8 protein-coding genes are annotated in these 15,049 nt (G+C 55.5%); 3 read left to right on the top strand and 5 right to left on the bottom strand.

Going from position 1 to position 15,049, the window contains the following annotated elements:
• Positions 1 to 317 precede the first annotated feature (317 nt).
• Positions 318 to 2,462: a heterodisulfide reductase-related iron-sulfur binding cluster gene (locus tag ACP5OT_RS14390; protein ID WP_424677438.1), complete on the bottom strand. Its 2,145-nt coding sequence runs from the start codon at positions 2,460 to 2,462 to the stop codon at positions 318 to 320.
• Positions 2,463 to 2,579: 117 nt separating this feature from the next.
• Complete coding sequence (locus ACP5OT_RS14385; RefSeq protein ID WP_424677437.1) at positions 2,580 to 3,641, bottom strand: ABC transporter ATP-binding protein; 1,062 nt, start codon at positions 3,639 to 3,641, stop codon at positions 2,580 to 2,582.
• Positions 3,642 to 3,782: 141 nt separating this feature from the next.
• On the opposite strand from ACP5OT_RS14385, the gene ACP5OT_RS14380 reads away from it, so the two are divergent.
• Positions 3,783 to 4,430 carry a CBS domain-containing protein gene (locus tag ACP5OT_RS14380; protein WP_424677436.1) on the top strand — a complete coding sequence of 216 codons (648 nt, stop codon included), beginning with the start codon at positions 3,783 to 3,785 and terminating at the stop codon, positions 4,428 to 4,430.
• Between the two features lie 53 nt (positions 4,431 to 4,483).
• On the opposite strand, the gene ACP5OT_RS14375 is transcribed toward ACP5OT_RS14380, so the two are convergent.
• Positions 4,484 to 7,336 (bottom strand): N-acetylmuramoyl-L-alanine amidase, encoded by a 2,853-nt coding sequence (locus tag ACP5OT_RS14375; RefSeq protein ID WP_428132518.1) that lies wholly within the window; start codon positions 7,334 to 7,336, stop codon positions 4,484 to 4,486.
• Positions 7,337 to 7,544: 208 nt separating this feature from the next.
• Between ACP5OT_RS14375 and ACP5OT_RS14370 the strand changes: the two genes are divergently transcribed.
• Complete coding sequence (locus ACP5OT_RS14370; protein ID WP_428110997.1) at positions 7,545 to 10,196, top strand: ATP-binding protein; 2,652 nt, start codon at positions 7,545 to 7,547, stop codon at positions 10,194 to 10,196.
• A complete protein-coding gene (locus tag ACP5OT_RS14365) occupies positions 10,193 to 11,371 on the top strand; it encodes a hybrid sensor histidine kinase/response regulator (RefSeq protein ID WP_428110999.1) in 1,179 nt (392 codons plus the stop codon). The genes ACP5OT_RS14370 and ACP5OT_RS14365 overlap by 4 nt, the downstream gene beginning before the upstream one ends.
• A gap of 10 nt (positions 11,372 to 11,381) precedes the next feature.
• On the opposite strand, the gene ACP5OT_RS14360 is transcribed toward ACP5OT_RS14365, so the two are convergent.
• Together ACP5OT_RS14360 and ACP5OT_RS14355 are read right to left on the bottom strand one after the other, a co-directional pair.
• The gene (locus ACP5OT_RS14360; protein WP_428132515.1) at positions 11,382 to 13,160 is read right to left on the bottom strand and encodes an ABC transporter ATP-binding protein; all 1,779 of its coding nucleotides are present in this window, start codon (positions 13,158 to 13,160) and stop codon (positions 11,382 to 11,384) included.
• 47 nt (positions 13,161 to 13,207) lie between these two features.
• Positions 13,208 to 14,959 carry an ABC transporter ATP-binding protein gene (locus ACP5OT_RS14355; RefSeq protein WP_428111003.1) on the bottom strand — a complete coding sequence of 584 codons (1,752 nt, stop codon included), beginning with the start codon at positions 14,957 to 14,959 and terminating at the stop codon, positions 13,208 to 13,210.
• Between the last annotated feature and the right edge of the window lie 90 nt (positions 14,960 to 15,049).

Here is a 15,049-nt window from a genome sequence, read left to right as displayed (position 1 = left end):
TTTGCGTTGTTGCGTCCTTCGCGCCTGTGCGTCCGTTGCGCCCTTCGCGCCTTTGCGTTTTTGCGTCCTTCGCGCCTTTGCGTTGTTGCGTCCTTCGCGCCTTTGCGTTGTTGCGTCCTTCGCGCCTTTGCGTTGTTGCGTCCTTCGCGCCTGTGCGTCCGTTGCGCCCTTCGCGCCTTTGCGTTTTTGCGTCCTTCGCGCCTGTGCGTTGTTGCGTCCTTCGCGCCTTTGCGTTTTTGCGTCCTTCGCGCCTTTGCGTTGTTGCGTCCTTCGCGCCTGTGCGTCCGTTGCGCCCTTCGCGCCTTTGCGTTGTTGCGTTAACCTCCTGCGTCTCTGACGCTCTCAAGTAACAACTCGGCCACATCACGCCGCTGCAACGTCTCGGCGCGACCCGTATTCTTGGCCGCATCTTCAAACATTACCATACAAAACGGACAAGCAACAGCCACCGTCTGTGGTTGTACAGCGGTCAGTTGCTCAAGCCGGATCACGTTCACGTTGCGCTCACCCCACCGTTCGAGCCAGACATTCCCACCACCACCACCGCAACACATCGCCCGTTCGCGGTTACGATCCGGAGCTTCAACCAACTCAATGCCGGGGATGTTGTGCAATAAACTACGCGGGTCATCGTAGATATCGTTATAACGCCCGATATAGCAGGGATCGTGATAGACCACCCGCTCACGCACCGCTTTCGTCGGCTTGAGTTTACCTTCGCGCACCAGCCGAGCCAAAAACTCGGTGTGATGGACAACCTCGTAATCAATACCGGCCCGCCCGCCAAACTGCGGGTATTCGTTTTTGATACTGTTGAAACAGTGAGCACACGTGGTAACGATAGTACGGAACTTATACTGGTGCATCGTCTCAATGGCCTGCTGGGCTTGGGATTGGAAGAGCAACTCTTCCCCCATCCGGCGGGCCGGGTCACCGGTACAGCACTCCTCTTCGCCAAGGATGGCAAAATCAACCCCTGCCTTCTGTAACAACTGCACCATCGCTCGTGCCACTTTACGCGATCGTTCATCGTAGCTAGGTGCGCACCCAACCCAGTACAAGACCTCGACCTGTTCTTTCTCGGCCAAGATCGGCACGTCAAGTCCCTCCGTCCACGCGGTACGTTCGCGGGCAGGCAGCCGCCACGGATTACTCTGCCGCTCGATCCCTTCCAGCACCCGTTTAACCCCTTGCGGCACTTCGCTAGCGATCATCGTCAAGTGGCGGCGCATATCGACAATATCGTCAACATGCTCGATCATCGCCGGGCATTCATGGACGCAGGCGTTGCATGTCGTACACGCCCACAATTCCTCGGCCTCAATGACCGTACCAACCAACGGCAACGTCTCGGCAGTGGCACCGTTGCCGTTAAGTTCGGCCAAGGTCTTAATGGTGCCATCTTTGAAATGGATCGGGTCGCCACGCTGTAAATCGGCCAGTTTCGTAATAATGTATTTTGGCGAGAGCAAAGCTCCACTCGCATGAGCCGGACAAACGCTCTGGCAACGTCCACAGCGCATACATGCATCGAGATCCATTCGCCGCTTCCACGTCAGATCGGCAAGTGTTGCCACCCCTAAACGTGGTTCTTCCTTCTCAATTTCGGCTTCGAGGTCGGGGATGGGGTCGAGCGCACCCTTTGGTTGCAGATCGCGGAAGAACGTATTCAGCGGTGTATAGAGAATGTGCCGGAACTTGCTAAACGGTAATGAAGCCATAAACAGACCGGTGGCGAGTGCATGGGTATACCAGAGCAGCGGGTGTATCATCAATGCCACCGGACTCCCATCACCCAAGCCGATTGCCCGGAAGAGGGTGGCCAGCGCAAAACCCAGATACGCCAGCCGTGCCCACTCTTGCTCATAAACCGGTACCCCGCCAATGGTTTGGTTTGCGATGCGCAATCCCTCGATAAGGAAGCCACCAATGCCAATAAACAGCATTACGCCCAACACCCACGCATCGGTGCGTCGATTGTCGAGTCGATCTGGCTTCGTGCGGTAACGTCGCCATGTCGCCCAGATCAAACCGGCGACGAAGGCCAAACCGAGTGTATCAAGGATGAATTCGTAGCTTTTGTAGAAATCGCCGACGAGGATTTTACCGGCTTGTTCACCCATCAACGGTACCGTAAAGTCCTCTTCAACCGCGATAATATCGGTACCGATGAACAGGGTAAGAAAGCCGAAAAAGATCAGTGCATGCATCACTCCGGCTCGTCGGTCGCGGAGAACCTTCTTTTGCCCCAAACTCTGACGGGTGAACTCAAGGAAACGAGTTACCGGATTGCCGATCCGATTCGCGGGCCGTCCGTGACTCCAACGTCTGATGTCGCGCAGGATACCCCACGCCATGACGGCGGTTGTGATGAGAACGGTGAGATAGAGAAAAGTTGCGCCAATGGTATGGTCAATGTTCCAATAGATCTCGCGGATGGCGATAATCTGCTCTTGCTCCATTGCTTCTCTCCGCACAAATACCGGCGCTTAAAGGTGCGCTGATCATAGCATTCGTGCTGCGAAGCGTCAATGCGACAGAAATAGCGTTTATTGGGTAGATACTGACTATGCTCTGGACTATTTCGGCTCAGCGAACGCGACGAGCGGCCCGCGTACCGATACCGCTACCCGTGCACCAATCGGGAGATCATGCCAAGGCGCGAGGCGAGCATTGATCAGCGTACCATCACTAAGGACGATCTCGTAGCGAACATCAGCGCCAAAAAAGTTCCGTTCAACAACCCGATGGGGAGATTCCTCGTCGAGCGTCAGTGTGATCATTTCAGGACGGATCATCACGTTAACCGGACCGAAGTGGGATTGAACGAGTGGTAATGGCCCCAAGGCGCTCTGGGCGACCATGCCTTGTGCTATCGCCGGTACGAAATTGGCGGCGCCGACGAAAGTGGCGACAGCCCGACTGGCCGGTCGTTCGTACAACTCCCGTGGAGGTGCAACTTGCACAATCTGTCCGTCGATCATTACCCCGACTATATCGGCAATACTCAGCGCCTCTTCCTGATCATGGGTAACGAACAAGGCAGTAGCGCCTTCACGGCGTAAAATCTGTCGAACCTCATTACGCACAGTTTGGCGTAGACCGGCATCGAGGTTCGAGAACGGTTCATCGAGCAAGATCAAGGTTGGACGGGGCGCGAGGGCGCGGGCCAATGCTACCCGCTGTTGTTGCCCTCCCGATAACTCGTGAGGCATCCGCCGGCCAGTATCGGCTAGACCAACCAGCGCCAGCAACTCTTCCACACGCTTCACCCGGTCGGGGCCACGCGGTAGGCCATAGGCTACATTTTGGGCCACACTCAGGTGTGGAAACAGTGCATAATCCTGAAACACCATCCCGATCCGTCGTTGTTCGGGAGGTACGCTAGCGCCGCACGGCCCTACCACCGTGCGCCCACCGATCATAATGACGCCATGATTAGGCTGCTCGAATCCGGCAATCAGGCGCAGCAGCGTGGTTTTACCGCAGCCCGATGGGCCAAGCAGAGCCATAAATTGGCCGGCGGCTAACTCAAGATCGACTTCCTTGACCGCTGTGAGCAGGCCATAGCGGCGTGTGAGGCGTTGGATGGAGAGCGCAGTTGTTTCAACCGTGATCATGTGCCGTACCGGGTCGTACATGTTATCGTATTTCCTTTCGATTGTAACATACTCGTGAAAGTTGTTACCCGTTTACTACGCAGATGACCATCACATGGTATAGTTGATACCACAGAGTAGCGAAGGCGCTACTCGTAACGAGGCGTTAGGGAGGTAAGCAGTATGTTTGTTGGCGAGCGCATGTCGCATCCTCCGATTACGGTAACTCCGGAGACTTCGATTCATGATGCAATGCATCTGATGCGCACCGAACATATTCGGCGTGCACCGGTCGTTTCTCACGGTCGTTTGGTCGGTATTGTCTCACTTAAAGACCTGATTAACGCCTCGCCCTCGCCGGCAACGACGCTGAGCGTGTGGGAGTTGAATTATTTGCTGAGCAAGCTGACGGTTGAGCGTGTGATGACGCGCGAAGTCTACACGGTGACCGTTGATACCCCCATCGAAGAAGCGGCGCGCATTATGGCCGACCGGCGGGTCGGTGGTTTACCGGTGATGCGGGAGAACGAGTTAGTCGGTATCATTACTGAAACCGATTTGTTCAAAATCTTCTTGGAACTGATGGGTGCACGTAACGCCGGTATCCGAGCAACGGTGTCGATGGCCGATGAACCAGGTGCATTGGCGAAACTGACAGCGGCGATTGCCAACAGCGGTGGTAATATCATTGCCCTTGGAACATTCGCCGGTGAAACGGCGGCAATGTCAGAAGTGACCTTTAAAGTCAGTGGCATGACGGTCGATCAGGTGCGTGAAGTGATAAAGCCGGTCGTCGCAAAGGTGATCGACGTGCGTGAAACGCATCCGTGATCGGTAACGTTACGTTCGAGCGAGAGACGTTGCCTCGCAACGCCTCTCGCTCGTTATCGCATGATCATCGGCAACAACGACTGATAGATGATCAGTTCGCTATCGACCCGCAAGTGCAGATCGACAATTTCACTCTCGTTGCCGTTGCGGTCGAACGCTTGGTAGCGCAGATGGTATGTTCCATCGGTTAGTGCGCCGATAGTCACGTTGTTTTCGGTGGTCGTAATCCACGTCTCCCCATCCCACGAATACCGTAATCCGGTGCCGCCACCCCCCAAATCGGAAGCGCTCACCCGCAGATCGGTAATCTGCCGGACGTGATTCCCAACCCCCTCACCCTCGACAAGACCGTCGCGCAACAGCCTAAAGTCGGCTGTTCCCGGTTCTTTGATCCGATAACCGACGGCAGCTTCACCCTCGACTTCAAAGTATTTGATAGCAAGCGTGTGTCTTCCCGCCGGTAGCGTGATCGTGCCGGTTACGGTGGTAAAGGGATGGAGGCCGGGGTTGGCGATGACGAGTTGCTCGTTCACCCAGAGCCATGCACCATCGTCGCTGCTCAGCTCGAAGGTGTATACACCTTCGATCGGGGCGACGAATGTGCGGGTCTGTTCGATCAGAAAATGATCGTGGAGATTAGGCAATGGCCCACCGTCGCCCCATGCGCGTAACTCACCATTCCAGACAAAACTGTCCAACAACTCGCCGCGCCGCACACTCAGCGGGTTCTGCGTGCGGGCCAAAAGGCGCACAGGGGTATTGGCAAGGCGGTAAACCATTGCCAGCGGTTGAAGTAACTCGTCGTAACGGGTCGGTTGCGGTGGTTGCCGTTCAGGCGTGATCGTAATCTGCTGTTCGGCCTGATTAAGGGCGGCATAGGTAACGTATTCGTGGATCGCGCCGGCGCGTAGCGTTACCACCCCCGGAACCCGAAAGCGGACGTAGCCGACAATCATTTGGCTTTCGCCAGGATCGAGGCGCCCATCAATTCCCCACCGCCATGGATAGCCGCCGGTCTCGCCCACACAGGGAACGCTGCGGTCGGTAGGACCAAGCATGACGCGGAAACGTCCGGCTTCTTTCGGAAACGCAGGATAGCTCTGGTTAGCATTACCGAGAAAGCACTCACCTTCATCGTAGACGTAACCGTTGCGTTCCGGCGTTGAGGAGCTAAGATCGAACACGGTGCCGCCCGGTGGGTCTTGGCCGTAGATCGGCACTGTGCCGACATTACGCACGGTAAAGCGCACCGGAAGTACTTCACCGGCGGCAATGGTGGTAGCCCCGTATTCGACCGCCACCAGTTCAAGGCGTTGATTTGCCGTATCAATCGGCTGCCATTGCACGGCGTCAAACAGTATTGCCCGCTGCGACGATAGTGGTTCACCGGTGAGATCTGACAGTTCCAGACGGGCAGTACCGGTGGCGAAGTTGTACGAACCGATATCTACCCACCCTTGCTGGACTGCCTGATCGACGACGCGCTCAATCGTACCACCGGCAGTCGTGATTCGATACCGTGCTTGCCGGGTTAAGGTCAGGGGGGCGCAATTATCGGGAATATGCACTAACACCCGGTAGACACCGGCAGCCGGCAAATTAGGACGCCACGTTGCCCAATTGGTACTTTCGGATTGCCGATCGGTGGCGTAGGTGTAGAGTACGCTACCGCCATAGCCACAGACGGCAGGGTACCAACGAGCGTTGCTACGGCTAAACCCGCTCTCGTGCTCTTCAATCACGAGATCGCCGTTGTCGGGTTGGCTCTCCCCAATGAGGCGAGCTTGTACCCGTTGACGGATCAACGGTAAGAGATTGAACAGGCGGTCACCGGGACAGGTTGTATAGCCGTTGGGTGTGACTTGTCGGTGACCGCTGATGTGGTCAATCACTGCACCAGGGTTGAACGGAGCGCAGTAGCGTGAGATCGAGCAACCGTAATAGAAACTGCGTCCCATCGGATCGATGTGTTTCTGGTCGGCTTTCCACGCGAGCAGTGCTACCAACGACTCAATCGCGGCTGCGGTTGGCTCAATCGTGCTATACGTACCGATGAGCGATACCCCCATTGATCCATAATTAGCGGTATCGTGGAAACCGACGACGTCATTACCGCCGGCCCGACCTTCATAGATCACCCCATTCGGGTCAATCAGATAGTTGTAGCCAATGTCGCCCCATCCGCGCGTATAGGTGTGAAACGACCAGATGGAACGCACAACATCAGCCCACGTTTGTCCTGCTGCCAGCGTGTTTGAGCTGGCAGTATGATGGATAACCAGGTGCCGTACCGGATAGTACGCGGGTGGCGCTTGCGGACTGCTCTGACCATGGGGATTGCCCCAAGCGGTTCGACTGACGATAGATGGGCGATCAACAGCGCTTGCCCCGGCTGCCGGGGTAGCTACCGGTGTAGCCGGACCGAACCGGCTATCAACTAGACTGACACGCAGCGAGTGGAATGCCGTTGGGTCAGTCAGCTCAATCCGCACCTGATACCAACGGCGGTCGTCGCCGGCGTAGATGATTTCACTCCAATGCACATCGGGGCCGTCGTTGACTTGCCACAACTCAGGATCCTCGGCTATCTGTGTCCAATCGCTCCACGCTATCCCGTCGGTACTTACTCTCACGGTGACAAAGGTTGGTACCGCCGGTTCAACTGACCACCGCAACAAGAGATGCGTAAATGGCCGTGGTGCAGACATGGGTGGTGTCAGGTACCCATTAGTCGTAGCAAGCAGCGGGAATGTATCGGCGGATGCTGCCCCGGAATGGGTTACAAAGAGCTGCTCATCTGGTCGCCCATCGGCAGCAATGGTCGGAGCAGCCGGAGCCGGTGTGAGCGGTAGGATCATCGCCCAGAGGAGGCTGATGATAATAGCTAGACGATTACGAAATCGCATCGCACACCTCGGTGTATCACATCGCGTGTTCCTCACCCATTCTTAACGATAGTGTGTCGTAAAAACGATGGTTTTAGATGACGAATTGATGACGTAGTGGATCGCAATATTGCTGTAAGCCTTCCGTCATCTCGTTGAATTGCCGGTTTTGTCAAGTTCTGCTACCATACATAACAGTTGATGACTGGTTGTATGTGTGCTCTGAGCTGTGCCTACTTCCTTGCCGGCGTTTATGAATGCCATTCGCTCAAGCATCCAACTTAAAATCTTGCTCTTGCTGCTCGGTCTTGCCTTACCGCCGTTGATTGTTGTTGGCTGGCTTGGACTGAGCAGTTTACATATTGCCCGCGAAACTGCCGTGAATGAGGGTACGAATGCACTTCGCCAACAAGCGACAGCAAGCTTGCAGCAGCGGGCGACCGATAAAGCACAGTTTTACGATGCAGCCCTGATCGGCGTTCAACAACAGGTCGAGGCAGTCGCGGGGTATGCACTCGAGCGGTATGAATCCTTAGGCGAAACGAATAATCGCGAGCGGGTGTGGGTGGCACCGCGGCCAACCGATGAACTCCTGCGCCGCTACGCTTCTCAGGTCGCTTACGTGCGCCAAATCATTCCCATCTTGCGCACGATGGTCGCCAATAATTCGTTGGTCAACATCGGCTACATCGCACTTGAAGAAGGTGGAGTAATCGCCTTCGACAATGAGGCGGTGATTGACCAGTTGCTCACCCTTGAAGCGTTCGATCCGCGAGTACGACCGTGGTATACCAAGGCGCGCGATACTGGTACAACCGTGTGGACGGAGCCTTACATCGACGCCAATAGCGGCATGTTGGCAACCACATGTGCCCGCCCGCTCTACGACCGACAGGGTCGGTTGATCGGTGTCGTAGCGTTTGATCTGTTACTCAACACCATTCAGCAAGATCTGCTAACGGTTGATGTTGGTTCCAATGGCTATGCGTTCTTGGTCAATACCAACGGTGACGTCGTCGTGCGCCCGGATATGCAGGCTGTGGGTCGGTGGGATCAGCCATACCGCACCGAAAACTTACTCAACGCTGCCAATGCCGATCTGCGTGTCGTGGCCGAGCGGATGGTTGCCCGGCAATCAGGCGTCCAATTGATCCAAGAACAAGGACAGGTGAGTTACGTTGCGTATGCTCCGATCACCACGGCAGGTTGGAGCGTAGCCTTGGTGATTCCGGCAGATGAGATCGATGAACCGGCGATTGCCACCGGTGCTCGTCTTAGTGAGAGTCAAAGCCGGTTATGGAACCAACTGGTTGCGACGTTGCTGTTGATCATTGTGCTGATTAGTCTGCTGGGTCTGTTACTCTCGCTCTCTTTCACCAAGCGGATCAGCGTACTGCGTGAAGGGGTGCGTGCGGTTGCCGCCGGTGATCTGTCACAACGGTTGCCGCCCGCCGGTAATGATGAGATTGGTCAGTTGGTTGCTGCTTTCAACCAGATGACCGACACGTTGCAGAGTAAAATTGCCGAGTTGGAAGAGAATGCTCGCCAATTGGCAACGCTGAATGCGGTCTCGAACGAATTGAAAAGTATTCTTTCGTGGCCGGTATTGCTCGAAACGATCCCAAGAGTGGTCTGCGAGCGGTTTGGTTTCGACCGCGCTGTGCTGTATCTCGTTGATGGCGATGTGCTACGGGCGGTGAATGCATCGTTTGGCCCCGGCAATGAATGGCAAGCACAGCAGTTTCTCGCCGTTGCCAATGCTAACCCACTCCGTATCGATGGTGGGAGTGTCGAAGCCGATGTCGTGCGCAGCCGCAAAGCCATCATCATTGATAATCCGTGGGAACATCCACGGGTCGATAAAGCGAAACAGGCCATCTCTGCCAGTCGTTCGTATGTGCAGGCTCCGATCTTTGGGCGTAACGATACGGTGATCGGTATTATCTCGGCTGATTACAAACTGAGCCAGCGACCGGTACAGGCGCGTGATGCCGCTCAATTGCTCACCTTTGCCAGTATGGTCGGTCTGACCATTGAGAATGTCCAGCTCTATAATGATCTTGAGCAGCAGGTAGCCCAGCGTACTGAAGAATTGCGCGCCGCGTTGGAACGGGCACAGTTGGCCGACCGACGCAAGAGCGATTTTCTCGCCAGCATTAGCCATGAGTTGCGTACACCGTTAAATGCAATTATTGGCTTCTCAACCGTCTTGCTCGATGATACTGAGCAACCATTGACGCCAACTCAGCGTGAAGATGTGCAGAGTATCAACCGCAATGGCCGATTCTTGCTCCACTTGATCAATGAGTTACTCGATTTAGCACGAATTGAAGCTGGTCACCTCAACCTGGAACTAGGATCGGTTAATCTCTATCAGATCACCGCTGAGGTTTGCGATACGGTGCAGACGTTGTTGCGTAATCGGCCGGTGACGCTACGGAATGCGTTACCGACGGTGTTACCCGATGTCGTTGCCGACAGCGATCGTTTGCGTCAGATTCTGTTTAATCTGCTCTCGAATGCGATTAAATTCACAGAACGTGGTACTATTACGGTAAGCGCTCAGGTACTTGATGAGGTCAATGAAGACGGTAAACTCTGTCGGTATGTTGCGGTAAGTGTGTCGGATACCGGCATCGGCATTCCTCACGAGCGGCAACAAGATATCTTTGGCGAGTTTGTGCAGATTCACGGTCGGCGATCGCGGCTTGGTGGTACCGGGTTAGGGTTGGCGATCACCCGCAAATTGGTAGAGGCCCAAGGCGGGCGAATCTGGGTTGATAGCACACCGGGTATTGGTTCCACCTTTACCTTTACGCTACCGGTTGCTCAACCGGCCTTCATGACTGAGCCGGATGAGGCTAACGTCACAACACTATGAGCCAAATGCCGCAAATCTTGTACATTGAGGATAATCCAGACAACCAACGTTTGGTGCAGCGGGTACTATCGGCACGCGGTTACCAGGTGGTGATTGCCGAAGATGGGCCGCAAGGGCTTGCGCTGGCCCGTACCAGCCATCCGGTATTAGTGTTGGTCGATCTTGGTATTCCCGGCCTCGACGGGTATGAGACAACGACCCGTCTCCGTTCATTACCGCATATGCATGGGGTACCGATCATTGCCCTAACTGCCGATGCTTCGCCGGGTTCGCGTGAACGAGCGCTTGTTGCCGGATGTGATGGTTATCTCAGTAAACCGATTGACGCCCGCGCGTTACCGGCCCAGATCGCCGAGTTTATCGATGGACGGCGTGAGCGGTTGCCCGCTACCATGGAGACGGAGCTGCTGCGGTCGTACAACCAGAAGTTGGTTGAGCGGCTCGAGGCGCGGGTGCGTGAGCTGACCATTGCCAACGCCCAGTTGCAAGACCTCGACCGCATGAAGGACCAGTTCCTTGCTACCCTCTCGCACGAGCTGCGTACCCCGCTCACCTCGCTGCTTGGCTATCTCGAATTGTTTGACCGTGGGATGCTCGGTCCGCTCAATCCCCAGCAAGAAGAGGCTATTCGGGTGATGCGGCGCAGCGGCGAGATTTTGGCCCGTCAGTTGAACAATCTGCTCTATTTTCAGGAAGTTCGTAGCCGTTCATTGAGTTTTGTTCAGTTACAGCCACTCGATATTTTGCGTCCGCTGATCGCAGCGGCTCGTGAACGGGCTGCCCAGGCCCAATTGCAATTTGACGTGGTTCTGTCGGAGATAAAGCCGATTGAAATCGACCGCTCGGCGTTTGAACAGATGGTACGGAACTTGCTTGATAATGCGTTCCAGTACACACCACCGGGTGGGCGGGTGCGTTTGATTGTGCGTGATGAGCCGACGCGGTTGATTATCCGGATTGAAGATACCGGCATCGGGATTGCTCCTGCCGAGCACGAAAAAATCTTCCTCCCCTTCTACCAAGTCGATCATTCGCTCGCCCGTAGCTATTCCGGTAGCGGATTGGGGTTGGCGATTGTGCGCCATATCGTCGATGCCCATGGAGGGCATATTGCGTTGCGCAGCGCCCTCGGTGAAGGGAGTGCATTCACCGTAGCGCTGCCCCGCCGATTGTGACGATACGATGTTAGGCCTCGGTAAACTGCAATTGATATAGTCGGTAGTAGTAACCACGTCGGGCCAGCAGATCCTCGTGAGTGCCGTCTTCGACCACTCGCCCCTTGTGTAACACGATAATCCGATCAACATGCCGTATCGTGCTCAACCGATGGGCAATGATGATGCTGGTACGACCACGCATCAAGCGGGTGAGTGCCTCTTGGATCAGGGTCTCGGTTTCGGTATCAACGCTACTGGTTGCTTCGTCGAGAATGAGCAATACCTCTGGATTGAAGGCAATAGCGCGTGCGAACGCAAGCAATTGGCGTTGGCCGATCGAGAGATTGGCGCCACGCTCACGTACCTCGTACTCGTAACCGCCGGGGAGGCGCTCGATGAAACGGTGTGCGCCGACCAGTTCGGCAGCGGCTCGAACCTGATCATCACTAATTGCCGTATTGTGGAGGCGAATATTACTGGCAATCGTGCCGCTAAAGCAGACCGGGTCTTGAGGGACGGCAGCAATATGGCGGCGTAGTTCAGCTTGGGCTACTTCGCGAATGTCGATGCCGTCGAGTGTAATCTGACCGGATTGCACATCGTAAAAGCGGGCGAGTAATCCGACCAACGAACTCTTGCCGGCACCGGTTGCCCCGACAATCGCCACCGACTGCCCGGTGGGAATGTGCAGCGTAATACCGCGTAGGACCGGTTCTGCCGGATCGTAGCCGAAGACGACATTGTGTAGCGCGATTTCGCCACGTACCGGTTGCGGGAGTGGACGGGGTCGATCCGGATCGCGCACTTCGGCTTGGGTGTCGAGTACGGTGAAGATGCGCTCGGCAGAGGCCATGGCCGATTGCAGGACAGTGTAGCGTTCGGCGAGGTTGCGGATGGGTTGGAAGGCGCGTTCGAGATATTGGATAAACGCGGCGAGTGTGCCGAGCGAGGCCCAGCCGGCCAGTACGCCATTACCTCCGCCCCAGAGTAACCCGGCGGTGCCAATGGTAGCGAGGAGGTTGACCGACGGAATGAAAATGGCAAAGATTAGCACCGAACGAATGTTAGCCTGCATATATTCGTCACTGAGACGCTCAAAATGTGCGCGGCTGCGATCTTCGCCGTTGAACAACTGAGTTACGAGGATACCGCTAATTTGCTCACTGAGAAAGGCGTTGATCCGGGCTAAGCGCTGCCGCACAAGCCGATAGGTCGTGCGCATAAACCGCTGGTAAATCGCCACAATCAGGGCCAATATCGGCAATATCGCCACACTAATCAGGGCCAGTCGCCAATTGAGAACGAACATGACAACGATAATCCCGATCAGGGTGAGCAGATCGGCGATGATCATCACCACGCCCTGCGTCAAAAACTCGTTGAGGGCATCGACATCGTTGGTAATCCGGGTAATCAAGCGTCCGACCGGATTGCGGTTAAAGAAGGAGAGACTCAGTGACAGAATATGGCGAAAGATTGCCACGCGCAGATCCTTCATGACCTGCTGCCCGACGCTGTTGATGAAATAGGAGTGACTATAACGAAACGCAAAGTTGGTCAGCAACGCACCGAGAAACGCCACAAAATAAGGCCAGACCCCATCGACGGCGCCGGCACTGATCGGGCCATCGATAGCTTGTTGGATGAGCAACGGTGGTAGCAGATCGGTCAGAATTGCCCCAAGCAGTAATCCAATGGCCAAACTCAACCGACCCCAATATGGGATGACATAACCGGCCAAGCGGCGCACCAGCCGGCCATCGTAAGCTTTTCCCAGAATAGTATCGTCATCAAACCCGTGTGACATTCATCGCTCCCTGCTGTCAGATTAACGCACACACCATATGATTCGGCTTAGTTGTCCTCTTCCTGTTCCAGTTCGGCAGTGAGCAACTCCCGACGATACATCGCGGCGTAGCGACCGTTGAGGGCAAGTAACGTCTGATGTGACCCCTGCTCAACGACCTGACCATCTTCAAGTACGATTATTTGATCGGCATCGCGTACTGTTGCGATGCGTTGCGCGATAATGATCGTTGTTCGTCCACGCATCTCAGTCTGCAAACTGGTCAGGATCTGGGCTGCGGTGTGAGTATCGACGCTACTCAACGCATCATCGAGAATCAGAATGCGTGGATCGCGCATAAGCGCACGAGCGATTGCCACACGCTGCTTCTGCCCGCCCGACAGCGTCACCCCGCGTTCACCGACCATCGTCGCGAGGCCGCCGGGAAACTGGTCGAGATCGTTTACCAACCGTGATACCTCGATGACACGCTTCAGGCGTAGTGGATCGATGTCGGAAACACCAAACCCAATATTTTCTTGCAGCGGTAGACTGAACAGAAAACTCTCTTGTGGCACATACCCGATCATCCGGCGGAGAGCGGCCAAATCGAGGGCGCGCACATCAACTCCATCGATAAGCACCTGCCCTTCATCGGGGTCACACACTCGCCCGATCAAGTTAACCAGCGTCGTTTTACCGGCGCCAGTCGCACCAACAATTGCCAGCGAGCTACCGGCGGGAACGGTAAACGACAGATTGCGTAGCAACCAGCGGTCATTACTATCGGCGCGTAAACCGACACCACGAAATTCGATGGCCCCATGACCGGTCGGTAGCCGTGGGGTTGGCGGTGAGGTAATGGTGGGTTGGCAGCGCAGGATCTCGTTCAACCGTTCGAGTGACGCAGTAGCTTGTTGATATAAATTGACCATCCATCCTAAAATAATCATGGGGAACGCAAGTAAGGCCAAATAGGCGTTAAACTGAACCAACTCACCGATGGTCAACGTACCGGCAGCAACCATTTGCCCGCCGAAGAGCAAGATCAACGCCGAGATCAGACCGAGGCAGAGGGTCATTGCTGGCCAGAGCGCGCCTGACAACAACACATAGCGCAGATTCAGGTCGCGGTAGCGTTCGTTATCGTTTGTAAAGACGGCGATCTCAGCTTCTTCCTGGGCAAATGCCTTAATCGTGCGAATACCGGCAAAACTCTCTTGGGCACGGGTTGACAGGACACCGAACTGATCTTGCACTCGGTGAAAAATCTGGCGCATACGGCTACCGATCACTACAAAGATGACGGTCGCCATTGGTAACAAGAGCACGACTAACAGGGCAAGTAACGGCTGGGTCACGACCATCAGCACGGCGGCCGCCAAAAAGGTAAGCAATGCAGTCGCTGCACCGTTGAGACCGGGACCGAGGAACTGGCGCACGGCGCTCAGGTCATTGGTCAGGCGGGCCATCAGATCGCCGGTGTAGTGGTGCTGGTAAAACGCCTGATCGAGGCTGAGCAAACGGTCAAACAGATCGGTGCGCATATCTTTCTCGATCCGGTAGGAAGTGACGGCAATCAGCATCCGTTGCGCAAACTTGAGTGTCCCATCGAGGATGGTCAACCCAATCAACACACCACCAAAGATAAGTAATTGGCGTGGGTTGATCACACCACCGTTCAGACTATCAACGGCGAAGCGCAACACCAGTGGGCCGAGTGCGCTGACGGTGGCACCGAGCGCGGCGGCCAAACAGCCGAGGAGCAGACGACGCTGGTAGCGGCGTAAGTATGGAAATAAGACACGCAGGTGATGCATAGCAACTCCTGACAAATCAAATATCGTCAGAGTAGTATACTTGATTTGCGATGGCACAACGTCGGTCGTAAGATGGAAGTAACGCGAGGC

This window comes from Chloroflexus sp., assembly GCF_049970315.1.
Classification (GTDB): domain Bacteria; phylum Chloroflexota; class Chloroflexia; order Chloroflexales; family Chloroflexaceae; genus Chloroflexus.
Note: the sequence above shows the minus strand (reverse complement) of the source record. Positions and strands in the feature narration are given on the sequence as shown.

What these genes read in the sequence shown, in the direction of transcription:
- ACP5OT_RS14385 (WP_424677437.1), bottom strand. Translation starts at nt 3,641, where the DNA reads ATGTACGACCCGGTACGGCACATGATCACGGTTGAAACAACTGCGCTC.
- ACP5OT_RS14360 (WP_428132515.1), bottom strand. Translation starts at nt 13,160, where the DNA reads ATGTCACACGGGTTTGATGACGATACTATTCTGGGAAAAGCTTACGAT.
- ACP5OT_RS14390 (WP_424677438.1), bottom strand. Translation starts at nt 2,462, where the DNA reads ATGGAGCAAGAGCAGATTATCGCCATCCGCGAGATCTATTGGAACATT.
- ACP5OT_RS14380 (WP_424677436.1), top strand. Translation starts at nt 3,783, where the DNA reads ATGTTTGTTGGCGAGCGCATGTCGCATCCTCCGATTACGGTAACTCCG.
- ACP5OT_RS14365 (WP_428110999.1), top strand. Translation starts at nt 10,193, where the DNA reads ATGAGCCAAATGCCGCAAATCTTGTACATTGAGGATAATCCAGACAAC.
- ACP5OT_RS14375 (WP_428132518.1), bottom strand. Translation starts at nt 7,336, where the DNA reads ATGCGATTTCGTAATCGTCTAGCTATTATCATCAGCCTCCTCTGGGCG.
- ACP5OT_RS14355 (WP_428111003.1), bottom strand. Translation starts at nt 14,959, where the DNA reads ATGCATCACCTGCGTGTCTTATTTCCATACTTACGCCGCTACCAGCGT.